The following is a 25,209-nucleotide window of genomic DNA, read 5'->3' as shown; positions in this document are numbered from 1 at the left end:
AATAATCATCGTTATTCTCATAACGCCCCTATTCCACTGGCATTATTTCCCTTTCACGCTTTTTTCCAATTTAACCTCTTATATTATTTGAATAATTGAGAATTTAGACCAAAACTAAATCATCTCCGGAAATAATAGAAATCACGCGGCTTGTTTACTTCAGCGCGAGATCTATTTCTTTATCCTACACAGGCTTCGCTTTTTAGCAGGCTTACTCCTACCACTTTGGCGGCATTTGGGTAAAAGGATGATTTCATCAGGCATGCCACGAGTAACACACAGCAAAAAACGATTTCTGGCTTATTTCCCCGCTGCGCTATTGCTATTGCTATTGCAGTGCTGGTCGCCCACGGCATTTGGGCAGCCCCTCTCATTTAATCAGGCCTGGGTACGCCTGCTGCAAAGCGATGATGGCATTGCCGCTGAGCACGCCGGAGTCGATCGCGCTCAGTCCCTGAAAGAGTCTGCCAAAGGTCTCTATTGGCCGCAGGTCAACGTGGGCGCAAGCTATACGCGCCTCGATAAACCTGTTGAGCTGGATGCGCGCGACTTAAACCCGCTGTCGAATCACCGGGACATCTTTGCCGCACTCAATCAGTTGATTAATATCAGCGGCAATCCCTTCGTCACCCGCTTCACAGAACAAAATGTGGTCACCAGCTCCGTTCAGGTCGTCTGGCCGTTATTCACCGGAGGCCGAATTGATGCCGCGCAGTCAATTCGGGCCGCGCAGGTGAATGAGGCAGAGCAGATGCTGATTGTCCGCACGCTGGCGCAGTTTGAGGCGCTGGCACAGACTTACTACGGCGTGGTGATGGCACATCAGGTGATGAAGACGCGTCAGGATATCGAGAAAGGTATGGCGCAACACTATGATCACGCCCGTAAGCTGGAAGCGCAGGGGCAGATCGCCCGGGTCGAGGTGCTGTCCGCCCAATCCGCTTATGACATGGCGCGCATAGAAACACAAAAAGCGCGGCGAAATATGGAGACCACCGAAATGGTCTTCGCGAAGTTGATCAAGACAGAAGGTGCCACCCCCTCTTCTTCGCTGTTCATCAATAAAACGCTGCCCGAACTGCCTGCGTTGGTGAAACAAACGCTCAACACCCACCCCGGTCTCAAGGTGCTTTCTGCCAAGCGCGATCAGGCCAAAGATCTTATCCGTATTGAGCGTGCCAAATACGCACCTGACGTGTTCTTATTCGGCAATTATCAGCTCTATGAACAGGACACGCTGGCCGCCAGAACCACACCGGACTGGATGGTGGGCGTCGGCGTTTCCGTCCCGCTCATCAGCCGTGAAGGCCGTTCCGACAATATTGCCGCTGCGAAAAGCGCAGAAATGCAGGTTAACTATCTGGAAGCCGATATGCGGCAAAATCTTGAAATCATGGTCGAGAGTACATGGCGAGAAGCCCGACTGGCGCTGGAAGAATTCAACTCCCTGTCTTCGACAGAAAAACTGGCCGAAGAGAACGTCCGGTTGCGCAACAAGGCATTTACGCAAGGGATGTCTACCTCGCTAGACGTGGTGGATGCGCTAAACCAACTGGCCGGTGCCAAAACACAACGCGCCTCCGCAGCTTATCGTTACGTGGTTTCCATCGCCAGATTAATGGCCATTTCCGGCCAGATAAACCGCTTTGCTGACTACCAGACCCACTACGCCATACAGGTGACGCCATGACCCAACCCCACCAGCCCGCTTCACGTTCAACACGCAAATGGCTTCTTCAGGCCATCCTGCTGATTGTGGTTGTCTGGATAGCGTATCGCTTCTGGCTCGCCTACCAGCCCGAACCGATACGCTTACAGGGGCAAATCGAAGCACAGCAGTATTCCGTGTCGTCAAAAGTGGCTGGCCGTATCGCAGACGTGCCGGTACAAAAAGGCCAGCAGCTTGACGTGGGCGATCTCGTCTTCACGCTCCTGACACCGGAACTGGACGCAAAGCTGGAGCAGGCAAAAGCTGGCGAAGCCGCGGCGGGCGCGGTGGCGCTAGAGGCCAAGAAAGGCGCACGTGAGCAGCAGATCGCCGCTGCCAAAGATCAGTGGCAAAAAGCCAAAGCCGGTTCCGAGCTAAGCCATAAGACCTACCTGCGCGTGCAGAATCTCTATCAGGAAGGAGTACTGCCGCTGCAAAAGCGGGATGAAGCCAAAGCCTCCTGGGATGCCGCACGCTATACCGAAGGGATGGCGTGGCAGGAATATCAAATGGCGCAGGAAGGCACACGGAAAGAAACCCAGGTAGCCGCAGAGGAAAAAGCCCGTATGGCCGCCGGTTCCGTGGCCGAGGTGGAAGCCTATCTGGCAGAGGCGCGCGTTGTTAGCCCGCACACGGGAGAGGTCAGCAATGTGTTGCTGCGCAGCGGCGAAATTGCGCCACAGGGCTTTCCTGTGGTTACGCTACTGGACATGAGCGACATCTGGATCCAACTGGCGGTACGCGAGGATCTCCTTGAGCGCTTTGCGATGGGCACCGAGTTTGAGGCACGTATTCCGGCGCTGAACAACCAGACATTCCGGTTCAAGGTGTCCTACATCTCCGTCATGGGGGATTTCGCCACGTGGCGTGCAACGGATACCCGACAAGGGTTTGATATGCGAACATTCGAAGTAGAAGCGCGTCCGATTCAACCGATTAACGGGCTACGCGTCGGCATGAGCGCACTGGTAGAAATGTGATGATGCGCGAATGGAGGGCGCTGTGGCGCGATCGCTGGGGGATGGCGCTAGCGCTCTGGCTGCCGCTTATCACCATGCTGATGACCTGGTGGACACTATCCGGGGCGATTGTCCGCGAACTCCCCATCGGCTTGGTTGATCTGGACAACAGCACGATGTCGCGCCAGTTTGCCAGAGAACTGCATGCTTCCCCCTCTTTCAACCTGAACCATCAGTTCCCGTCAGTGGCAGAAGGCTCAGCCTCATTGCGTGGCGGCGAGATCTATGCGCTGGTGGCCATCCCACGCCACTTTGAGCGTGATATCCGGCAGGGAACATCACCGACCATCACCGCCTGGAATAACGGGCAATTCGTTTTGGTTGCGAAAGTTATCAACAGCTCGCTGGCGCTGGTGGCGGGAACATTCAACGGACAGATCGCCGTGATGCAGGCACTGGCTCAGGGGGCAGCCGTTCCTGAAGCCAAAGGACTGGCGGTGCCGATCGGCGGACAGATTACCGCGCTGTTTAACCAAAACGCCAACTACGCCCAGTTTTTGCTGAACGCGATTATTCCCTCGATCTGGTCGATTCTACTCGCGCTCTACGGCCTGAATACGCTGGCTCGGGAAGATCGGCACGGAGCACTCTGGGTGCCGGAGAACCACACTGCGGCCATCGGTGCTAAATTCCTGACGCACTGGCTGATAGGCTGGACGTGGGGCGGCTTATGGAGCTACGGGCTGTATAGCCTGCTTGATTACCCACTCAGCGGCTCAGCGCTGCTGCTCTTCGTCGCGATCGGTGTGACGGCTGGTGCCTGCGTGGCACTGGGCATGGCCTTCTATGCGCTGATTCGCGATCCGGCACGTGCCGTTTCCATTGTCGGCGCGTTAATGGCTCCCGGACTGGCATTTATGGGTATCACCTTTCCGGCGGCAGCAATGGAGACATTCGCCACATTCTGGCGACAGTTGCTGCCCGTCGCTCACTATGGCGATATCGCGATTGCCATCACCAGCTACGGCGCAGGGGTCATTCAGATCGCGCATGCATTGGTAGCGCTCGCCCTATTCTGGCTGCTACTACCGCTGACTCTCTGGCGCTACCGACCCCGTGACAAGGAGGTAGCATGCTGACCTTCGCCACCCTCATCTGGTTTGAGCTGCGCAGCTTACTGCGCGATCCAACCATCTTGCTCACGCTGTTCGGCGGGATTCTGCTCTATTCCTTTCTCTATCCGCGACCTTACCTCGCCCAGACGCCACGCGAACTGCCGGTAGTGCTGGTTGATGAAGATGGCACTCAGCTCTCACGCCGTCTGGCGTTTATGGCTAACGCCACGCCGGAGGTACGGCTGGTGGCGCAGCGCAACACGCTGGATGAAGCCAAAGCGCTGCTGCTGCACGGCGAAGCAAAAGGGATTCTCTATATTCCGCGCCATTTCTACCGCGATATCATGCAGGGAAAAAGCGTCACGGTAAGCTATTCAGCCGATGCCAGCTACTTCCTGATCTACGGCGCGATCGCACAGTCTCTGGCGACGGTCGGTGGTACCGTAGGCGCGCAGGTTAAAGTCGCACGGCTGTTGGCTCAGGGGGAAGGCATACCCGCAGCAAGCTCACAGTGGCAGGCAACCTCGCTGAATGCCGTGCCGGTATTTAACCCCACCATGGGCTATGTCGATTACGTGGTTCCCGGCGTTTTCATGTTGATACTGCACCAAATTTTGCTGATGGGATGCGGCCTGCTCGGTGCTGGACAAAATCAGCGCACACGATCTGGCGAGGTGCGCTACTGGCAATATGCCACACCGTGGCGTTTGCTGCTGGCACGTACACTGGTTGTGGGCAGTGCCTATTTGCTCTCGCTGCTCTACATGCTCGGCTTTTGTCTTGACGCCTATGGCATCGCGCGTGAAGCCAGCATGAGCCAACTGCTGTTGTTTGCGCTGCCCTTTTTGCTCTCAACGCTATGGCTCGGTGTGGTGCTGGGGGCGGCCTTTACGCGCAAAGATCTCCCCAGTCAGGCGGTGCTGCTCTCTTCCATTCCGATTGTCTTTCTTTCTGGCTTCATCTGGCCCGTGGAAATGATCCCCGCGCCTCTGAACTTGCTGGCACAGTGGGTACCTGCCGTCTTCACGATTCAGGGAATATTGCGTCTTAATCAGATGGGTGCCGACTTTGCCCAGATCGGCGCATTCTGGTGGCATTTATGGCTGTTGGCTGCCCTATACGGCCTGCTGGCCTGGGGGATGTTAGGGTATCGACAACGGCAATATCGCAGAGAACATCAGGCCGCGCGTCGCTGGCTGGCACATAATTGAACATTAAAAACAAATGCCCCGACAGATTCGCCGGGACCAGAGGCTTACTGTTTTGCTGACCACACAAAAGGAACCGAATTACGCAGCGAAACATTAACCGTTTCGCTGTGGTTCATGCCCTTATATTCATGCACTTCTGCTGACGTCCCTGCACTAATGACATCTTCCGCAAAGTGACGCTGCATCTTCGTCGGTACGTTAATGTCGCTAGTCCCAATCCCAATGAAGACCGGTTGGTTAACCTTGAGTGTGTTGTAGCGCAAATTCGCGGTTTGGCTGTCCAGTAATCCTTGTATCGCAGGCTTCAGGCTATTCTTCGCATTCAGCCCCTCGGCCATTACCTTCTGCGTCAGTTCACCGATACACATCTTACGTGCGTCAGCGACAACGGCCGCAGCTTTCGGTGTGAAATAATCATCAACCTTAAGCTCTTTATTGATATCGGCCGCCGAGAGATAGATATACATCACATAAGGGATTTTCGGATCGCCGCCCTCTCCGCTTTCCCCAGCAAAAAGCTCTGCCGCAGAGGTTTTGTCGTCAAAATAGGGTGTACCAGTCAATACGGTCGAGGCGATATGCAAACTCGGCGCATAATCCGGTTGGTAGCCTGCTGTCGCAAAGGCCGCATGCGCCCCCTGTGACTGGCCGACAAGCGTTAACTGATTACGTAGCGGGAATGTACTCAGAGACGCTTTTACGCTATCCAACACGCTCCATGCCTCACCGCGTGAATTGAGATAGTGATGCAGCCCATCCGATCCCAGCCCCGCATAATCTGGTGCCACAATGGCAAACCCCAACGATAACCAGGTATTTAAATACTGCGCATCCCGTGCTGAACGTGGATTGAGAGACGGCGCGCAAGAGCTCGCCACACCTATCGTTCCATGCGTCCACACGACGACAGGCCAACCGCCTTCTGGCGCCTCACCTTTGGGGATAAAAACAGCACCGGTATCGTCACGTGGACTTTTGCCATCCACACCACTTCGAGAATGATACTGGATCCGATACTGCTCAGCGGCCTCCATGAGGCCATACTCCTCACCCAACGGCACTTTTTTTAATAGTGTGCCAGGCGCCTTCGTGTCTGCGAAAGAAAACGGTGCCACCACACTGGCTGATATAATGAGGCATAACGCTAAGGGGTATTGTTTTATTTTAGGCAAAGGAAACATGACATCTCTCCAGAGTTATTTAATTACGCATCGCTCTAAAAGATAGTCCAACTCTGCATTCCTTGACGGGATAAAGTTATTTTTTATTAATAAATTCAATAGATAACTAACTCTTAGCCAAAGAAGATTAATCTTGTGGCGATATGGATATTAACGAGGTCAGGTTGATAGTCAGCTATTAACAGGAAGAATCCACCAAATAACAACAGTGGCTCCCGAAGCCCGCCATATAATACGTGTTCGGAAGCCGCTAAAGAGAAGCATATTACTCGTCGAAGAACCAGTAGCCTTGATTAACCAGACCGGTTAGCTCAGCCACGAATGCCGGATTCTCCAGCGCCTCGCCCAGCTCTTTTTTACCAAGAACGGTGTAACGACATAACGCATCGGCCGCTTTCGGATCGACCGTATCCAGCCGTTCGCTGTTGATGAAGTAGCTATCGCCGACTTCCAGCACTCGTAAACCGCTCAGACGCGTCAGCACATCGCCATCCATCAGCGCCCCCACAATCTCGTCCTGCTCATACGGCGGTTCTGCCGGCGCGATATCCAGCTCATGGCGTGGCGTCGTCACAAAGCGGCCAAACCACTCTTTAAGTGCTTCCGGCTGATTAATTACATCGATCATCATCTCGCGCAGACGATCAAACTCATAGTCTTCAACCCGGCCTGGATGCTCCCGACAGGTCAAATCCGGGTCGCTATAGTGTTCACCGCCGAGATCGTTCTCCAACACGTAGTCAGCAAAGCTGCTGATTAAATCTCTGCCGTTCGGCCCACGGAACCCCACGGAGTAGTTGAGCGCGGTTTCGTGCGTAAAGCCATCGTGCGGGAAACCCGGTGGAATATAGAGAATGTCGCCCGGCTCAAGATCTTCATCAATGATCGGCGGGAAAGGATCAACATGCAGCAGCGCAGGGTGCGGGCAGAACTGGCGCATCGGCAGCTTATCCCCTACGCGCCAGCGGCGACTACCCATCCCCTGAATGATAAAAACATCATACTGATCGATATGCGGGCCAACACCGCCCCCCGGCACAGAAAAGGAGATCATCAGATCGTCCAAACGCCAATCCGGCAACACGCGGAACGGACGCACGAGTTCAGCCGACGGCGCATGCCAGTGATTCACCGCCTGAGCCAACAGCGACCAGCCGGTTTCCCCCAGATTATCAAAATGCTCAAACGGCCCGTTGCTGGCCTGCCACTGACCATTTTTATGACTGACCAGACGGCTATCGACCTCCGCCTCCATCGCCAACCCCGCCAGTTCATCCGGCGTAATCGGGTCAATAAAATTCGGGAAAGCGTTCTTTAATACAACAGGCTGTTTTTGCCAGTATTTTTCTAAGAATTCTGGCCAGTTAAGATTAAGTTGGTAAGCCATGCGTCCACACCAGTGAGAAGAGAAACGGGCCTGATTATAAAGAAGGCCACGCCTTATCTACTTTGTCATGGGTCAATGGGCGGATAACTATCATACGGCCTGCATATTCTTCTTTATTAGATAGTGCCTTAACATGCCTTCTTCAGGAAAATCGGGTAACGACATTTGCCGTTGATAGCCTTGCTTTTCATAGAAAGGAAGCGCCTGAAAGCTAAAGGTATCCACAAGCGCATGGCGGCACCCAAGACGTATCGCCTCCTGTTCCGCAGCTTTCACCAACGCGCTACCGAGCTTCAGGCCTCTGGATTCTTCGCTCACCCACAAATAATCAATACACAGCCATAACCCTTTACGCATTGCGATCAACCCACCAAGCAGAGTCCCGGCACTATTTCGGTGAAAAATCCCGATTTGCCCAAAGGAGGCAGGATTAATAAACCGATGGTTGTAGCTTCTCAGGCCTGCAAAAAGTTCCTCCCGATCGCTCTCGGTAATATCGTGCGTCACGATTAATTCCACTCGTCCTCCCAGCTCACGTTTATTAAAAAGGCATAGTGATACAAATAACGTCCAGCAAACATACCGTTTCAGCGCTGTTCTTATCAGTGAAGGATGAACCGATCGCCTTTGAGGCAGAGAGGCTATCACAACGAAATGGGGGAATTAAGCAGGGGATAACGGATAGTACGTCACCCTATCCGTTATCCCCATATCACACAGATATAGGCGTGAAATGAAAGAAAAGTGGGGAGTTACCCTCAACGGCGAGACTCACTTAATATTTTGACGGCGAGGGTTGTCAGAACGCCGCCCATAATCCAGCGTTGGATTAGCGCAAAGGATGGCCGTTTCGTGAGAAAATGCGCGATGGTTCCGGCAGAGATCGCGATTACGGCGTTAACTGAGACGCTAATGATGATTTGTGTCATACCGAGGGCTAACGACTGTGTTAAAACGCTACCATGAGCGGGATTGATAAACTGTGGCAATAACGATAAATACATCACAGCAATCTTTGGATTTAATAAATTGGTTAGGAACCCCATCATGAACAGTTTACGCGCGCTATCCTTGGGCAAATCGTTAACCTGAAAGGGTGATCTTCCGTTCGGACGTATTGCCTGCCATGCCAGCCATAGTAGATAAATAGCACCAGCGATTCGGATCGCATCGTAAGCATAAGGAACAGCCATCACTAATGCTGTTATACCAAACGCTGCACAGATCATGTAAAAAACAAAACCCAGAGCGACACCGCCGAGCGAAATCAGTCCAGCAGCACGTCCCTGACAAATAGAACGTGAAATAAGGTATATCATATTGGGTCCTGGCGTAAGCACCATCCCAAGCGCGATTAGCGAGAATGCAAAAAGGCTATTTATTTCTGGCATATTCCCTCCGGTTAACGACAAACCCATACCCGATTAATTCTAAGCGACTGACCTCAGTACCTGAAAATTGCCTGTTCAGGCGTGATTTCAATGACTATTCATTGAGAATGATCGTCAGGCTCTACAAAATCAAGCTGTTTCAATGATATTGGATATCATTGCTTACCCCACCTTATCTCTTTTCCCTTACTGCTTTGCTGCCACGCAACATCTCTGAATCATCACAATAATGGCTTGGCGAGGTTTCAACAGGATGCTTAGGGTGCCAGTCAGGCATGCGTTCCCGATCAATGGTTTTGGCTGATATGTCGGCATCTATTTGCACGACGTTCACGAGAGCATTCAATGTGGGAGGAAGGGTAAAATTATTATTTTACAGGTAGATATGGACGATTTTGGACATAAAAAAAGCCACCCTGAGGTGACTTGATTTTCATACGTTGGTGCGAAGGCCGGACTCGAAAATTATTATATTTATATGATTTTGATTGATTTTAAAATTTAAACCCATGTAACCGACCACCAAATTGACCCCGTCAGGTCTTATGAAAAGCTAACTTGGTCAATTTTTATAGCAGATATGAGGGAGGTTATCGCCCAGATAAGATGGGGGATAAGCCCCCATCTTACAAAAGAGACCAATATATAACTGATGCTTAACAACGAGAAACTGATATGAATGCTACGCTAACCGATAAATTAGGTGTGCAGCGAGTAAGTTATCCGTGTTCAGAGTTTTATTAAGCCATAGCATCAAGTTCTGCCTGCGTGGTGTACAAACCCTTATGGGTTCCGCTAATAATCGAATTTAGGGATTCCCTTAACATCTTATATTTGTCATTTGTTTCAAAGTCAGCTGATGTTAGGTGAGTAAATAAGTTATATGGTTTATCTTTTGAGGGTGACTCATTGAGATAAAAACCTTCAAAATCAGGATTGTGAACAACCGTTTTAACTCGACCGTTTGTTGCATCCGCTAGTGATCTTATGTTCAAGTTAATTGTCCACATACCATTGGATGCTCCATCTTTTCTAAGCTTTGTATCTAGATCATGAATTGCTATAGCATTTGCATTGAACTGGTCAAATATTTTTATAAATGTAGGGATGTTTGCTTTTCCTCTACAATTAATAACGCAATAGTTTCCTTCAAGGCCACTTTTTTCAATGATGTACTGATAAGCCAAATATTCAGTATCACCCTCGACTAATATCGCATTAGGATAAAAGAAAAATTCATTAACTGTAGGGCAACAACGATTTAGCATCTTTAGATTGTCTCTTTCATCAGGGCTAAAATGTGCTTTATCAGTCTGAAAGTAGAAAGTACCCTGTTGATTATTTGATACTTTGATTAGTGTAGTTTGGTCTTGTGTGAGGTCAATAAATACTGGAGAATGTGTAGTGCATATAACTTGCCATCCTTCTAGATCTGCTAACGCATAAATAGCTTTTCGGGCAGCTCTAATTATAGATGGATGCAAGTTTATTTCTGGTTCATCAATCAGTAATACTTTTGGTGTTTCGTTTTGAATTAGTTTTGTCCCCTTTTTATACATTCCCTCGCTACATAGAGCATTTACCGCAGACCATAAGAAAGCTCTTTTTAAGCCTGTTCCTTGATGCTCCAATGATGATGGATGATTATTTGTTTTCACAAAGAACTTACTACCATCCTTAATCGCATCTTCTGCTTTGAACTTGCCTACGCCGGTTTCAAAGCTAACAGTAGCACCTAGAAATAATTTATTTAACTCCAACTCTATTTTACTGCTTAATTGCCCAATACTTCCAGATAGTTCTTTATCTACTTCCTTAGCAAGTTTTTCTATTTCTGCAACAATTCCGGCAACCTTACTTTTATCATCTTTTAATTTTTGAGCAGCATTTTTTGATGCTAAATCTTTTACCACCTTTTCTAGAGCATCATAGCCATCATTTGGATTTAATCGTACTGGAATTGGCAATCTGCTTTGCAGTAATGTGTTCCATCCACCAGCCCCTCCTTTCTTCCAATCATTTGTTTTGTTGCTAAAACTATATTTGACTCCATTTTCTTCTGGAGTTTCCCAACGGATTTGAAACTTTGCACAATTACCAAATTCCGGATCTTTTTGTAAATGCCATTCTTGCCCTAAAGTATCAATATCTGTCTGAGTGACATCATTGAAAACGCCTGTAATTATCACTGGTGTATTTGCATTCCGACCATGAAAATGATCTAAGCTTAATGCGCTTCCCATCGAAACATAGGCTTCATATGCATCCAGAATCGTAGACTTACAACTGTTATTTGGCCCAACTAATACAACGATGTTGTCGATGAGTATTTTTACTTCACCCTTGATTCCTTTAAAGTTAGAGATCAGTAATGCAGATAGTTTCATAATAACACTCTTATTGATAATTGATAAAATTTAACGTTACACCAGCGGTGTTAACGTCCCAGAGATAAAAATAAATATATTTCCAGCAATAGCATTAATTACCATTCACTCTCTTGTTACTAAGAATTTCAAGTGTGTGATTACAATATTTTGCGGCACCTTCAATATCAGGGAAAAGCGTTCCATGATGAATATTCATTATGCGAAGATGCTTCAGTATTGACATCCTTTCTGATTCAGGGATATTTATTTTTATCAAATATGGAGCATCATTAGGTAAAGTTTCCCTAACCCAATTGACCAAACTATATTTTAACGGTTGCCGAGTAAATAACCCTGTTTGAGCTATGAGTCTTGGGTTTTCGTCGGAAATAGGATCTATTACCTTAAAATGATACTTTTTATCTTTTCCATCGTTAAATTCTTTTATTTTATCAAGAACAAAAGGGCAAAGATTCAGTGCCCAAATAGAACGAAAACCACTATCAGATACTGCTGAATTTTCAAAAGCAAAAAATACTGCAACATATAATGACCTAGACCAATCAAGTAAAGGTGTAGCTAAACCATAATGCTGCCCAATAGACCATAATTCCTCATCATTAAGGTTTAAGTCTTTTTTAACTCCCGATCGAGCTCGAATGGAGTGTACAAATTCTTTTAAAAGAAAATCATATGTTGAGTCGAGATCAATACCTTTCGGGTTTAACCTTGTTAGCAATCTATCTAAAGTTGTTTCAAGCTCCCAATTTGGGCTTGCGTGCCCACGAAACACAAATCCCATATCATCAGCGAAGTACTGGTTGTCAGTAAGAAATTGCTTCCATGTATCATAAGTATGAGTGACAAAAGGGTTATTATTCATACTGAATTCCTGACATTGCTAATGTTCATACAGTGGAAATCCGTATTTAAACACAGAAAATTCAAAAATTTCATGTATACGATATTACTTCTAAATTTTATAAATTACAATGAGCCCCCCCTCCATCGAGCAAAAAGGAAAATGATAATCACTATAAAGCTCAATTCCTAATTATAAGCATGATAATAAATAAAATCCGTAGTATCTGCTATCGACGTATATTCTGATATAAAGAATTTTTTCTGAATTTCCTGCGTTAGAAAAAATGTGTAAGTTATTCTTCAATTCTAACCAGTTTCTAATATATACTACTTTTTCCTTTCAGGACTATTTATGAAATCATACGAATTATTTCATAAATATAAAAACCATTAACCATATTATAATAAATACCTTATAATATATTGCTATCAAGCACCATAATAAATATTTTATTTAAAATTAACAAATTAAGCTTATCTACTCTTAAAAAAATAACGTAAAAGCACTGTTAAAAATCCAAATAAAACCACTTAACATATTAATTTTTTAATTTAAAGACAAAAAATAGCCATTCATTTTACATAAAAAACACTAATCACTCGACACATAAATTTAATAGCAAAAAAAAAAAAAAAAAAAAAAAAAATTAAATAATAGATTTTTATTATTAATAATCGAATGTATTGATCGACAAGTTGGAGATCTGATGGATACCATTCAGCAACTTTTAAACTGGTCATCAATTCTCGGCAGATAGTAAATCTATCACAGATGGAGTGATTTGCACTAAGTGCTCTGTCCAATTAATGCCCCACACCCAAATTATCATCTCAAGAAAACCGCACAACTCAATCAAACCAACACCTTCAACCCATGTTTCCGCACCACGGTAAGCAGTTTCAGCGACAACCCACTAGGACGTTTTACGCCGCTTTCCCATTTCTGTACCGTCGAAACACTGGTATTCAGGTATCTGGCGAAAACGGGCTGGCTGACATTCAGCTTTTCACGCAGTGCCTTAATCTCAATGGGCTGAAGATCGTCCACGCTATTGAGACACGCTTTGTCAAAGTTGCGCATCGTTTCCTGTGGGATAGCATCGACGCTGAATAATCCAGAAGCCGCGCTGTGGATAGCCTCAAATGCAGGGCTTTTGGATTTATTTTTTGCGGTCATGGCAAATCTCCACCCGTTCTTCACTCTTGATCACCGCCTCAATAGCTTCATATAACTCGCTATCCTTGATGGCGTGGGATTTAGCCGCTTTAGTGAACCATTTGGTTTTGAATACACGCATCAGGCTGACATCCTGCAACCTTAACTATAGCACTTAGTGCTAGATTATTCGCTCTTCTGGCAGAGTAAAATCGCTTGAAGCCTGCAACGTTCTGTCGTATTTTTGACCATGAAAAACTGCTGTCGATGACAGCCACCAATGTTTCCAGTATCGGGATGATACGAGTGACCTGTGAGAAACGCCTTCGGGTGGTCACACTGCCAAAGTCATAGGAATGGAGCGTGGTCTGAGACTGACGCCTTCGGGCGACCACACGATATCCTTCTGTAACCTGAAAGGAAGGGAGCGCGATTAAAAGCGTGGTAAATCTGCTTAACTTCTGAAAGCAGATGTCGTCAGAGCCGCTATGAGCATGACGATGAAGCTCACTTTTACTTCAAGCCCAACATTGCTGTGGGCTTCACTATACCCAGCCAGAGAGCGGTTTACATACCGTAGGAGACTGGCCGTAGCTGCAACGTTTATCGTTGTGGTGATTTCACTTCATAGGCGGCTTAAACAGCGCTTACCTTCGTAAGTTCGCGTTATCGCGTAACTTCGATTTTACTCGTCTCAATGATTTGCGTCTGCGCGTGTGAACGTGCTGGCTGCGCGTTGCTATGCCGTCAGGCATCTGCTAAGCGTCTGCCGGCAACGTCTGCACCGGCGTCACTTTTTCCGTGTCAACGGATGAAAGTGACGCCGCAGCCGAAGACCCCATCAGCCCCTGAGACATGCACCTCAACCGCCGCGTCATGAATCTGACACACCCGTTTGTGCCGGACTGATCGCTTTTTTTACAGGAGATTGAACCGATACCGAGGCAGGCCTAACCGCCTGAGAGGAAATCCTGCAACCGCAGGCGGCCGCACCGAGTGCCTAGCCGACACCTCCCAAAACCTCAACTGCTGTTCGCTCTGGCGCACAGGTATCGTTCAAGGCAGGTCAATTGCGATTGTTTCTGCCCTTTCCCATGCGCCAGAGAAAAGCATCCAGTTGAATTATGAGAGGTAAGTTGCATGAGTAAATTAAGTCGTGAAATGACCACGCTGGCGAAACAGGCTGGCGGGAGCTACAAGACGGTTCATGATCGTATCCGCATCATGGACAGGCTGTGCCGTCACCTTCTGGCGCTGAATATTCAGGTGCGTGACGTTAAGTATCTCAAAGCCAGACATATCGAAAGCTATGTCGCCGAACGGCTGTCACAGCGGATTGCCCTTCGTACCCTGCACAACGAAATGGCAGCGTTGCGCACGGTGTTTAAGCAGGGAGGACGGGAAAAGCTCGCCGTTTCTGATCGCCTGACCAACAACGCATTAGGGCTGAGTGGCGCAAGCCGTGCCGGGACAAAATTCGCTATCCCGGATGAGCGCTATCAGGCCGTTCTGCTTGCAGCGCAACAGCGTGATAAAGGGCTGGCCTGCGCACTTCAGCTTGCCCGATTGCTGGGGCTGCGCTCCCAAGAAGCGGTGCAGTGCGCCAGTTCGCTGACGACATGGGAAAAGCAACTTGAGCGCCGTCAACAGACGCTGACCGTGGTATTTGGCACCAAAGGCGGCAGGCCGCGCGAAACCCGGATTATCGATCGCGAAGCGATTCAACGGGCTGTAAACGAGGCGCTAAAGGTGGCCGAGGCGCGTAACGGCAGGCTGATCGATAAACCCGACCTGAAAACCGCCATGAACTTCTGGCGCACGCAGACCACCCGCTTAGGGCTGACCGGCCACTATTCCCCACACAGCCTGCGCTACGCATGGGCGCAGGATGCCATGCGTTATTACCTGTCACAGGGCTTTTCCCGCAGTGAAGCCAGAGCATTAACCTCTATGGATCTCGGCCACGGTGATGGTCGGGGGCGCTATGTCGAGCGGGTTTACACCCGGAAGGAGGATTGAACATGACGGATAACACGTTGATTCGCTTATCGGGTGTGATGAAAAAAACCGGTCTCAAGAAATCATGGATTTACCTGCTGATGAAGCAGGGGGACTTCCCTCAGACGGTCAAAATCGGTGCCCGCTCAGTAGCGTGGGTGGAAAGTGAGGTGAATGACTGGATCGCGGCACGTATCAGCCAGCGCGGGGAGGCTAAACCATGATGCATTGTTATTTTTTTCTGGCGGGCGATTTACGATATACTGCTGATGCTGCGGCAAAATCCGCAGCCGGAATTGGCGTTCCGAACAAATGTCTGGTGCCTGAATATGCGTGTTATGCGCATTGCTGTTCAGGCACGCATCGAGCCGTACCTGCAATGGTGGCTCGTGCGGGGGCTCCGCAAGGAGCGCCGGTAGCCAGACTGTCCGGTAACGCCAACCCCGTACGGGCTACCACCCTTGAGGTTGGCGTCTCTGGTGGTAGCTGTCTAAGAAGCTACAGTCTGGAGGCTGCCTTATGGCTACGATCCTTCCCTTTCTCTACCCGCAATCTTTCTTTTTTTCTGCGGGGGTACATCATGTATGACCCCACTCCCCTGACGTTAGAAGAACTCGTCGATCACTGTCGGGCGCTAGCCTATGCCATCATTGAACTGGACAACGCGCTCGCGAAAGAGCTGCTGATCTTTATCCTGTGGGAACGTCTGAACCAGTTGAATGACACGCTGCAAGCGGAGGTGGCTGACGATGAGTAAATTCGTTTCAGACATTACCGCACAGTCGCGCCACCGCTGGCGTACCATTCTGTCCGCGCTGGCGATTCCGATGCCTTCCGGCGGTAAACATGGCGCTTGTCCTGCCTGCGGCGGCAAAGATCGCTTCCGCTTTGACGACAAGGAAGGACGGGGAACGTGGTTTTGCAATCAATGCGGTCATGGTGATGGCCTTGATCTGGTCGCACGGGTGAAAAACTGTGACCTGTCAGATGCCGCAAAACAGGTGGCCGCGCTGACACTCCCTGCCTCAACTGCGCCAGCCAGGGAAAAAGCCACTGAGCGCCCACCGCTGGCCGATAAAATCAAGCAGATGCTGACCCATTCAAGGAACGGCGAAAGCGCCTACCTGAAAGCCAAAGGATTCTCTATCGTCCATGCCCGCCTGACCGCACAGCAAAAAATGCGTATCGGCGGCGTGCTGTTTGATGAGGGAAGCCTGCTGCTGAAATTGCATCGCGTTTCCGGTGAACTGATCGGCGCACAGTTGATCAACGACAACGGAGAAAAACGCCTTCTGCCCGGTTCACAATTGAAAGGCGCTTTCATCGCCGTGCATTACCCGAAAGAGCCGGACACCATCGTGATCACTGAAGGGTACGCCACCGGCCTGACCATCAGCCAGATCACTACAGCGGCGGTGGTTGCGGCGGTATCGGCCAATAACCTGATGAACGTCGCCCACGCGCTGCGTGGCTGGTATCCCGATGCCACTATTATTCTGGCGGGCGATCATGACCTGCATGCCGACGGTTCAACCAATATCGGTAAGGAACAGGCTGAAAAAGCCGCGCTCGCGGTGGACGGCTGGGTGTCGTTACCGCCCACCACAACGCTCTGTGACTGGGATGATTACCGTCAGCAATATGGGCTTGAGTCCACCAAATCCGCGTTCAACAAACAACGCTATCAGCCCGACACGATGTATACGCCTTTAGTCCGCACCGATTCCGCTACACCGGCCTTCAACACCGCCTTACCCCTGCGCAAAGGCTCTGACGGTTTTGATACGCGGCAGGACTACCTGATTAAAGGCTATCTGCCGAGTTCCTCCGTGGCCAGCGCTTACGGTGCCAGCGGCTCGTATAAGTCTTTTCTGGCGGTATCGTGGGGATGCCATATCGCCACCGGAAAACCGTGGGCAGGCAAGCCGGTGACACAGGGTGCGGTGATTTATGTTGTTGGTGAAGGTGGGATTGGCGTTCCCCGCCGTATCCGGGCATGGGAGCAGACGCTTAACGGCGGTAGCCCGATTGATGCACTGTATCGTGTTGATTGCCCGATTTTTCCAGCCAGTCCGGAGAGCGTACAGCAGGTGATACGCGCCGCCCGCGATGTGAAAGTCGCCTCCGGTATGCCGGTTCGTCTGATCATTCTGGATACGCTCGCCCGCTGTTTTGGCGGCTCAGATGAGAACGCGGCTAAAGACATGGGCGCATTCATTCAGGGATGTGACGCGATTAAAGCAGCAACACAGGCTACGGTGCTGATTATCCATCATTCCGGTAAAGATCAGGACAAAGGGGCGCGTGGATCCAGCGCCTTCCGTGCTGCGCTGGACGTGGAATTTAACGTCAGGCGTGAAGGTGACGGCGGCGCGTTGATCCTCAGTTGCACCAAGATGAAGGATGCGGAAGAACCACCGCGTCGTGCCTATGACCTGAATGCCGTCGATCTGTACGTGGATGATGATGGCGACCAGATCACCTCGCTGGTGCTGAACGATGAAGGCCGTGAAGTCAGAGAGGATGAGGCTGCCAGCGATCCCGATTTAGCCGGTATCCCACGGCTGACGGAAAATCATTTTGCGCTGTGGCAGGCTATTCGCTCACGCACAGCCAACGGTGAAGGCTGCACCCGCTCATTAGTACGGGATGATATGCGGGCAATGGGCTTTGATGTAAACAAGAAGTTTACCCGCTGGCTGGACAAGCTGGAAAAGGATGGCCTGATCGCCTTTGAGGGTGAGCGAATTACGCCACTATCGCAACGAAATAAGGTGGGGGATTAAACGGGGGAAAGTGGGGGCGAACGGATAATGAGTCCCTCTATCCGGCATTTTCCCCCACTTCCCACGCATATATAGGCGCGAAGTGGGGGAATAACTTAACTTACTAATAAATAATCATTTTTAACAGAGCCATAAAAATTAGGTGGGGGAAGCCGTGATCCCTGAGTAAGTGGGGGAAAGGTGGGGGATGTTTATGATCGCTTTCCCTAGTCACTCACCGTTCTGTGGCTACCCCTGCCTGAAAGGTGAATTGCTTCAAGACGTTCTTCAATATCCTATTTACGGTGCAATTCTTGTAACCGACCACACTGTTGTCGCATACCGTCAAAAACACATTCCGCAAGCTCTGGTGGGAATGACTCAGGCAGCAACGAAGATACACGTTCAATAACCTCAGGTGTCCTAGATATAATATCATCCATCATGGCTTCAACCTGTCGTCTACCCAGACCAGTTAATTCACCATGATTGACCCAATGCCGCCGTTGAATTCTGTACAGATGGTAATAATTACTACTACCCCGAACAGCCATTGCCAGCTTGCACTTCTGCCAGGAAATCTGGTTATTACGCGGACCAATGACCGGCCATGCCGATAAAACATCATAAAGCGGCGTAAGGTGATAGCGACCTTGTGGCTCAATAGCGATACTGAAATTTTTGGCGTGCCCATCAGTAGCCGCTATCAGCCAGAAAATAATTTGCGCCCTGAAAAACTGCGCTTTGTCCTGCTCAGCCTGTTCCGAATGACTCAGTATGGTCATAATATCGGAAATCCCCGGCCCACCATCAGACTGGTATTTTCGTAGCGGGGAAACACCCAGAGCCTGACACATATCCTCTTGTGGCAAGCGAATGATCCATTGCTGATCGCTTGACCATCTTCTGTCAAAACGCTCAACAACCAATACTTTCTGATCTTCAAACTGCGCAATCTGTGTTTTTGCAACAGGAATTCCATATTCCTTAAGGATCAAAGAACACAGCCATTCATTTTCAACCGACGTACTCATATCCGCTTGCATATTACCCACTAGCCCGAGTGGTAACTTGAAAATATGCGTCGTAGGGGTACTCCCTTCTGGCAAACACCATTGCCTTTCATGCCAGAGTAAAGCCGTTTTTTCCTGCGCACCGGCAATCGATAAACGTAAATCGTCAGTATCATCCTGCCGACCTGGCAGCAATGCCGCTGTTGTATTACGCAATATAGTGGCGATCTCAGCTTCACAAAGTGGGCGATACTTTACGGAAAAGAGATCTGTAGGCTCTTCATTACCATTCAGCAACTGTATCGCACCAACACAGTCTCTCCCCAGCTCAGCCAACAGATCAAAAGGCTCAAGGCTATCAGCGTGGTAACGCGTTGCTAAACGCCTGCGTATACCTTCGCTGTCAGGCAATAAATTATCAAAATAGTCGCGTACCACATTGCCACGCCAAAGCTGATTACCGGGGGTGAAAAGCAAAGAAAGTGATAAAGGTCTTCCCTGTTCATCAGCGATCCATTCGGGAAGATATTGCAACTTATCTTCGCCTCGGGTCTTTTCCCAGAATCCCACTTGAATTCCATTCATCCATATTGCTAAACGCTGTTGTGTTCGAGGCATAGTGTCACCATTTTTCCCGTCTGGCGGGTGAGCCTATTGACTTTTCTGGCTCTTCCATTGTTGAGGATGACATAGAGAAATGTACTCTTGGTCCAGAAGACAGCACCACCTCAACCCCCAGAACGGTGAGCACTTTAAACAAGCGCTCAATACTGGCACTTCCGGGGTTTGCTTCCAAACGGGCATAGGTTTGTTGTGTTACACCTAACCTTTCAGACACGTCTTTTTGCGTCAGCCCCTTAGCTTTGCGAAAGCCAACCAGCAATGGGCGCAACTGATTCAAGGTTTTCAACGGATAGACTGTATTCATAAGGCACTTACCCTTACTTTAGATACTTATACATACTATAGGCTGTTTTTGCATGATACACCCTATAAGCTGTAAGAATAAAATACAGCATATAAGCTGTAAAGTGATAAAACAGCTTATAGATTGTAATAAAGATAATATTCTAATGATGGAAGACGATCTGGCGGAAATGATACTTGGGAACTACGAGCAGCAGAAAAAATCATCCACATAAGAAAAATGAGCGCTAGCCCCTCCCAAAAAAGGGGCTGGTGCGGAGCTTAATGCATAGGCTTTAGATACAGGATACGCCCCGTATTTCTATCGATTATGCTTGCTTCAGTCTGGCGATAAACACCTGCATATCAGAGCAATTTACAACACGCCCAGCATCAACATCAGCAAGCCCCTGTAAGACCCTCTGATGACGCTGTTCTGCCTTCTCAATCAGAGAAGTGAGCGCTCCCGCTAGTTTTTTCGTTTTTTTCATCGCTAAGACCCTAATGAATCAAACATTTTTAAACTCATACGGCACCACATACTCATCCCGATTGGCATCCAGATAATCCGCCCACCATTGCAGCATTAGCGTGCGCTCATCCAGATGTTCCGCTTTGTGGATGTAGGCAGCACGAACGCCGTTGCGTTCCTGATGACTCATTTGCCGTTCCACCGCATCCCGCGACCACTGGCCGCGCTACAGGCCATGGTGCGAAAGCCGTGTCCGCAAATCTCTGTAGTGGTGTCATAGCCCATGGTTCGTAATGCATTGTTGACGGTGTTTTCACTCATCGGTTTGGTTGGTCGATGATCGCCGGGGAAAATCAGTTCATGAGCACCGCTGATGGCCTTAATCTGTTCCAGCGGCGCTAAAGCCTGTCGGGATAACGGCACCAGATGTTCAGAGCGCATCTTTGCGCCGCGCTGCGAATGTTTCACGCCGGGGATTGCTTCTCGTTCGGCCGGTATCGTCCACATAGCGCGTTTAAAGTCGATTTCCGGCCAGCGGGCCGTAGCTCGCTGGAGCGGATAAAAACGCACAGCGTGAGTTTTAACGCCAGTCTGGTTAACGCCCGCCCTTTGTGGCGTTCTATCCTTGTCAGAAAATCCGGCAGTTTATTCAGTTTCAGGGCTGGCCGATGGGTAGCTTTTGGTGCGGCTATCGCCCCGGAGAGGTCTTGCGTCTGCTCTTTTTCTTCTTCACGCTTTTCCGTTGGGTGGATACCCTCCAACAGCAGCAATCGTATCTCATCACGCTTCTCTCTGGCCTTCGCCAGCGAGATCAGCGGATAGGCACCGAACGCAATCCGGCTTTCCTTACCTTCAAAGCGGTATTTGAGATACCAGCGCGTAGAGCCGTTAGGACTCACCAAAAGATACAGGCCGTGCGCGTCAGCGAGCTTATAGGCTTTCTCGCGAGGCTTAGCAGTACGGGCAACAACGTCGGTCAGCGCCATAATTTGGGGGTCAACTCATAATCGAAGTGAATTTACCCTCACCTTGACCCCCAAATCATCTGGATGTCAATGGACGAAGAAAGACCACTGTGGATAAAACAGACAAAATCGCAGAGAGGGAAATTAAATTAAAATCGTTATTTTACAGGTGGATATGGACATTACTGGACGATTTTGGACATAAAAAAAGCCACCCTAAGGTGACTTGATTTTCATACGTTGGTGCGAAGGCCGGACTCATGCATGAAAATAAGATATTGAATATAAAGAATAAAATTACTATATAAATAATTTATGCCCCCTTTTGTGCCCCCATGTGGTTTTTAGCTATATATCAGAGAGATACAGATAAAACTCTATAAATGAGATCTATTATCATCCGCTCGGATTCGATTCCGTGCAACGGATCCTAACCGAACACACTTAATGATAACGACTCAGCCAAAATAAAAAGATTTTGCACAAAACTGTTCACCCTCTTCACCAGAGGTTTTTATTTTTAATAATCAATAGATTAATGGGTGATGAGTTGGTGAACAGGTGACGAGTTACTCATCACCTTGATGGTAGTTATACTGCATAGCAAGGAAGCCGCGAGTTTAAGACATCCGCGTTTATAGTCGGTCTTTCGCTGTTTTATAAACTTCTGAGCGTTCCCGTTTACCCACAGCTAAAACCAGTACCACGATCTCATGCTCGAGCACTTGGTACACTAGCCGATAGCCAGCGGAACGAAGTTTGATTTTGTAGCAGTCGGCCATTCCATGAAGTCGGTTGGCGGGAACGTGGGGATTTTGTAAAACCTCTTTCAGTTTTTTGGTGAACTGCTCCCGCACGGGCGCACCCAGCTTCTTAAATTCTTTCAGCGCGTGCTCTTCAAACTCCAGCTTATAACTCATCCAGATCGACCTTCACACGCTTCCCCTTCATCCGGGAACGGGCGATTTTGGCAAGTTCGATATCTTCCTGATAATCGGCCAGCGCTTCCCATGTTTCCGGGGAGACATAGTAACCAGAGATACGGCCATTGGTGAGCACCGCTACAGGCTCGCCGTTAGCTTCTTTAAGCGCGGCATTGGGGGACTTTTTAAAGTCGCTGATACTTACGGCAGCATTCGCAAGGATAGGTTGTACAGACATAATCAGCCTCTTTTTTAGTATGAAATTTGATACTGAATTTAGCACTTAATCAAAAAAGCAGCAACATCACAGCATAAACGCGACGCCAAATAAAAAGATTTTGTACAAAACTGTTCACCCTCTTCACCACAGCTTTTTATTTTTATTAATCAATAAATTAATGGGTGATGAGTCGGTGAATAGGTGACGAGTCACTCGTCACCTTTGAAGTATCTGGACGTAAAAAAACCGGCCGGAGCCGGTTGCGTCGTTGTTGGCGTCTACCTTGCCGATTCACATTTGGGCAGCCAGTCAGCGTCTGATTCATCTTTCAGCTCAAGGTTAGTCTGTATGCCCTGCTTGGTTCTGCCCTTGAGGTAACTTTGCCCGTATTCCGACATCATATTCGGCAGCACCTTACCAAAGGCCGTCAGGCTGATCGGCTTCTGGTGGCCGTGCGACTCCATAAAGGACAGGTAGGCGTGGTACAGGTATTTACGCGGATTACGCGGTGTGATGTTGGCGTTGCCCATATACAGCCCGGTGGTGTCGCTGTGCGCCAGCAGGTAGCCGCAAAAATCAACCAGCGGGTCAGCCTGCCGCTTGATTTCCAGCGCCTCAGCGGAGTGTTGCTGCGCCTGTAACAGCGTCCGGGCGTCGTTTGGCTCTTCAAAGCGTTTCATCAGGTGACGCACTATCACCGCCAGTTCAGCGCGGATTTTCTCTTTCAGCTTGGGGTCGCGTTCGCTGGCCGGGATGGTTTCACCGAAGTGGATAATCACCCGGCGACGGGATACGCCGCCGCTGCGGTCGCTAAAACGCATCGGCGAGTTATTGACGGCCAGAATCACCGCCGGAATTCGGGTGGAATAGGCGTCACGGTATTTCGGGTCAACCATCACCGCATCGCCGCCGGTAATCGCCTTGATACCGGCACCGTCACCGCTCCATTTCTCTTGGTCAGGCAGTACGATTAACGAGAAGCCGATAATCGACGAGCGTTCACGGGACGATTCAATGGTGTTGATGGTGGCCGCCGTGGCGTTATCGTCCCCGGCCAGCATGATGGCAATTTCCGCCAGAATACTTTTCCCGCTGCCACCGGGGCCGGTGACTTCAAGGAACAGTTGCCAGTCGTAGCAGTTTGCCAGCACCATAAACAGCGCGGCCAGAATGCGCTCTTGTTTATCCGCGTGGTTCCCGGCGGCACGGGTCAGCCAGCGCCAAAAGTGCGGGGCGTTGTCGGCAAGGTTTTCCCCGGCCTTAAACGGGGTGTAATCCACGTCATTCACGGTATGTAACCAGTGCTCCCGGCGATGCGGTTTAAATTCACCGCTGGCGGTATCAAACACGCCGTTACGAAAGCCGATTAACCGGCGCTGGGGTTCAGCCTGCATAGGAACAATCAGTTTCAGCGTATTAATCACACTGTCTATACCGGACGCGGTAAAGGGTGCCTGTATCTTCTGAAACAGTGCGGCGATATCCCGGCTTAACAGACGGTGAGGAAGAACTTTCCACGCGCCGTTCTGATACTGAAAGAACGTTTCCCCGAACGCGTCAATCGCCAGTGTGTCGCGGTAGTGCTCACGTATCTTCTCCGCTTTCTCACTGGCGCTCATGGCCTTGAATTCGGCTTCGCCCAGCGACGCAAACGGGCTGACCTTTTCCGGCTGAGTAAAGGCATTCAGGTGCTGCCGGGTGGCGTCGGCACCCTCAGCACGATACACATCATTCCAGTCACCAAACACCGGCGGCAACGCGACACGGCCATTGACGGCAACGGCGGCCTGTTCGGCTTTGGTCTGGCCGGTGCCGTTCTCGTCCCGGTCAGCGGCTATCAGTAGTGTGACCGCTGGGTAACGGGTTTTCAGCTCACGGGCAAGGGACGGCAGGTTGTTAGCGCTGAGCGCGACATACACCGCATCGCCAGTTAACTGATGCAGTGTTAAGCCGGTAGCGTAGCCCTCGGCCAGCCAGATAACGCTGGCCTGTTTGCCGCTGAAACAGTGAAAGGCACCTTTCACCTGTCCGCCTTTTAACGTGCGTTTGTCGCCCTGTGCGTTGATAAGCTGGAGATTCACCACTTCACCGTCCGGTGTGGTCAGCGGCACCAGTACGTCACCGGGCTGATAGGTGATACCGCCCACGCGCAGCGGCTTACCCTGTAGGGTGGGCACGGTCACGTCTGGCCAACCTTTGGCGCTGAGATATGCGTTGCCGGGTTGTGTCACCGCCTCTTTCAGTTTGGCCTGTGCCTGAACCGCCGCCCGTTGCCGGGCGGCCTCGCTGTCGTCTTCAGGCATTGACGCTGCCGGACTGTCTGGCAGGTCGCCCAGCCACGCGCTCACTTTCACAGCGGCTTCTGTTGGTGTCAGGTTCAGGGCTTTCTCCACCAGATTGAGGCCGTCACCCGCGCCGCACTGGTTACAAATCCATGTGCCACGCCCTTCTTTGTTATCGAAGCGAAAACGGTCTTTGCCCTCGCACATCGGGCAGGCGGTATGTTGCCCGATAGCACCAATACGAATACCCACAGCCGGGAGCAGTTGCGGCCAGTGACCGCTGGCGTGTTTCACAGCCTGTGTCACGATAAGGTGTGCCATGTA

General features: G+C 49.8%; 21 protein-coding genes and 3 pseudogenes. 9 read left to right on the top strand and 15 right to left on the bottom strand.

All coding sequences use genetic code 11. From position 1 onward, the window contains the following. Positions 1-262: 262 nt before the first annotated feature. Genes LCF41_RS02230 through LCF41_RS02215 form a run of 4 tightly spaced genes read left to right on the top strand, consistent with a single transcriptional unit; the run spans position 263 to position 4,993 of the window. Complete coding sequence (locus LCF41_RS02230; protein ID WP_225086702.1) at positions 263-1,690, top strand: TolC family protein; 1,428 nt, start codon at positions 263-265, stop codon at positions 1,688-1,690. Further along, positions 1,687-2,688, top strand: a complete 1,002-nt coding sequence (locus LCF41_RS02225) for an HlyD family secretion protein (RefSeq protein WP_225086701.1) — start codon at positions 1,687-1,689, stop codon at positions 2,686-2,688. The genes LCF41_RS02230 and LCF41_RS02225 overlap by 4 nt, the downstream gene beginning before the upstream one ends. Then, positions 2,688-3,806, top strand: a complete 1,119-nt coding sequence (locus LCF41_RS02220) for an ABC transporter permease (protein WP_225086700.1) — start codon at positions 2,688-2,690, stop codon at positions 3,804-3,806. Before LCF41_RS02225 ends, LCF41_RS02220 begins: the two co-directional genes overlap by 1 nt. Further along, a complete protein-coding gene (locus LCF41_RS02215; protein WP_225086699.1) occupies positions 3,800-4,993 on the top strand; it encodes an ABC transporter permease in 1,194 nt (397 codons plus the stop codon). Before LCF41_RS02220 ends, LCF41_RS02215 begins: the two co-directional genes overlap by 7 nt. Before the next feature lie 44 nt (positions 4,994-5,037). Here the strand turns inward: LCF41_RS02215 and LCF41_RS02210 are convergent, their stop codons facing one another. The 8 genes and pseudogenes from LCF41_RS02210 to LCF41_RS02175 form a co-directional block, all read right to left on the bottom strand. After that, complete coding sequence (locus tag LCF41_RS02210; RefSeq protein ID WP_225086698.1) at positions 5,038-6,174, bottom strand: lipase family protein; 1,137 nt, start codon at positions 6,172-6,174, stop codon at positions 5,038-5,040. Between the two features lie 265 nt (positions 6,175-6,439). Further along, positions 6,440-7,561 (bottom strand): ribosomal protein uL16 3-hydroxylase, encoded by a 1,122-nt coding sequence (locus tag LCF41_RS02205; protein ID WP_225086697.1) that lies wholly within the window; start codon positions 7,559-7,561, stop codon positions 6,440-6,442. 90 nt (positions 7,562-7,651) lie between these two features. After that, positions 7,652-8,080 (bottom strand): GNAT family N-acetyltransferase, encoded by a 429-nt coding sequence (locus LCF41_RS02200; protein ID WP_225086696.1) that lies wholly within the window; start codon positions 8,078-8,080, stop codon positions 7,652-7,654. A gap of 239 nt (positions 8,081-8,319) precedes the next feature. Then, on the bottom strand, positions 8,320-8,952 hold the full coding sequence (locus LCF41_RS02195) for a LysE family translocator (RefSeq protein ID WP_225086695.1): 633 nt from the start codon (positions 8,950-8,952) through the stop codon (positions 8,320-8,322). A 740-nt stretch (positions 8,953-9,692) separates the two neighbouring features. Then, positions 9,693-11,339 carry an ATP-dependent nuclease gene (locus LCF41_RS02190; protein WP_225086694.1) on the bottom strand — a complete coding sequence of 549 codons (1,647 nt, stop codon included), beginning with the start codon at positions 11,337-11,339 and terminating at the stop codon, positions 9,693-9,695. A 94-nt stretch (positions 11,340-11,433) separates the two neighbouring features. Further along, positions 11,434-12,204: an FRG domain-containing protein gene (locus LCF41_RS02185; RefSeq protein ID WP_225086693.1), complete on the bottom strand. Its 771-nt coding sequence runs from the start codon at positions 12,202-12,204 to the stop codon at positions 11,434-11,436. 834 nt (positions 12,205-13,038) lie between these two features. Next, complete coding sequence (locus LCF41_RS02180; protein ID WP_225086692.1) at positions 13,039-13,362, bottom strand: helix-turn-helix domain-containing protein; 324 nt, start codon at positions 13,360-13,362, stop codon at positions 13,039-13,041. Between the two features lie 19 nt (positions 13,363-13,381). Next, positions 13,382-13,483 (bottom strand): annotated as a pseudogene (locus LCF41_RS02175) (type II toxin-antitoxin system RelE/ParE family toxin); the annotation flags it as partial. Between the two features lie 998 nt (positions 13,484-14,481). Here LCF41_RS02175 and LCF41_RS02170 point away from each other — a divergent pair. From LCF41_RS02170 to LCF41_RS02150, 5 genes and pseudogenes are all read left to right on the top strand, one after another. After that, a complete protein-coding gene (locus LCF41_RS02170) occupies positions 14,482-15,360 on the top strand; it encodes an integrase domain-containing protein (protein ID WP_225086691.1) in 879 nt (292 codons plus the stop codon). 2 nt (positions 15,361-15,362) lie between these two features. Continuing rightward, complete coding sequence (locus LCF41_RS02165; RefSeq protein WP_225086690.1) at positions 15,363-15,563, top strand: helix-turn-helix transcriptional regulator; 201 nt, start codon at positions 15,363-15,365, stop codon at positions 15,561-15,563. Next, positions 15,560-16,096, top strand: a complete 537-nt coding sequence (locus tag LCF41_RS02160; protein ID WP_225086689.1) for an ash family protein — start codon at positions 15,560-15,562, stop codon at positions 16,094-16,096. Before LCF41_RS02165 ends, LCF41_RS02160 begins: the two co-directional genes overlap by 4 nt. Next, a pseudogene (locus tag LCF41_RS02155) lies at positions 16,059-16,925 on the top strand (primase-helicase zinc-binding domain-containing protein); the annotation flags it as partial. The gene LCF41_RS02160 and the pseudogene LCF41_RS02155, both read left to right, overlap by 38 nt. A gap of 111 nt (positions 16,926-17,036) precedes the next feature. Continuing rightward, the gene (locus LCF41_RS02150; RefSeq protein ID WP_225088081.1) at positions 17,037-18,125 is read left to right on the top strand and encodes a helicase RepA family protein; all 1,089 of its coding nucleotides are present in this window, start codon (positions 17,037-17,039) and stop codon (positions 18,123-18,125) included. Positions 18,126-18,400: 275 nt separating this feature from the next. Here the strand turns inward: LCF41_RS02150 and LCF41_RS02145 are convergent, their stop codons facing one another. The 7 genes and pseudogenes from LCF41_RS02145 to LCF41_RS02115 form a co-directional block, all read right to left on the bottom strand. Further along, positions 18,401-19,735: a type II toxin-antitoxin system HipA family toxin gene (locus tag LCF41_RS02145; RefSeq protein WP_225086688.1), complete on the bottom strand. Its 1,335-nt coding sequence runs from the start codon at positions 19,733-19,735 to the stop codon at positions 18,401-18,403. A 4-nt stretch (positions 19,736-19,739) separates the two neighbouring features. Continuing rightward, positions 19,740-20,045 (bottom strand): helix-turn-helix domain-containing protein, encoded by a 306-nt coding sequence (locus LCF41_RS02140; RefSeq protein WP_225086687.1) that lies wholly within the window; start codon positions 20,043-20,045, stop codon positions 19,740-19,742. 307 nt (positions 20,046-20,352) lie between these two features. After that, complete coding sequence (locus tag LCF41_RS02135) at positions 20,353-20,514, bottom strand: CopG family transcriptional regulator (protein WP_225086686.1); 162 nt, start codon at positions 20,512-20,514, stop codon at positions 20,353-20,355. A gap of 18 nt (positions 20,515-20,532) precedes the next feature. Beyond that, positions 20,533-21,481: pseudogene (locus LCF41_RS02130) on the bottom strand (tyrosine-type recombinase/integrase). A 614-nt stretch (positions 21,482-22,095) separates the two neighbouring features. Then, entirely contained in the window at positions 22,096-22,380 is a 285-nt protein-coding gene (locus tag LCF41_RS02125) for a type II toxin-antitoxin system RelE family toxin (protein WP_005973612.1), read from the bottom strand. After that, on the bottom strand, positions 22,370-22,621 hold the full coding sequence (locus tag LCF41_RS02120) for a type II toxin-antitoxin system Phd/YefM family antitoxin (protein WP_005973616.1): 252 nt from the start codon (positions 22,619-22,621) through the stop codon (positions 22,370-22,372). Before LCF41_RS02120 ends, LCF41_RS02125 begins: the two co-directional genes overlap by 11 nt. Positions 22,622-22,881: 260 nt before the next feature. Then, positions 22,882-25,206: a phage/plasmid primase, P4 family gene (locus LCF41_RS02115; RefSeq protein ID WP_225086685.1), complete on the bottom strand. Its 2,325-nt coding sequence runs from the start codon at positions 25,204-25,206 to the stop codon at positions 22,882-22,884. Positions 25,207-25,209: the final 3 nt, after the last annotated feature.

The sequence above is a fragment of the Pectobacterium colocasium genome (assembly GCF_020181655.1).
Lineage (GTDB): Bacteria > Pseudomonadota > Gammaproteobacteria > Enterobacterales > Enterobacteriaceae > Pectobacterium > Pectobacterium colocasium.
The sequence above is the reverse complement of the archived record's forward strand: the minus strand, read 5'-3'. Positions and strand labels throughout refer to the sequence as shown.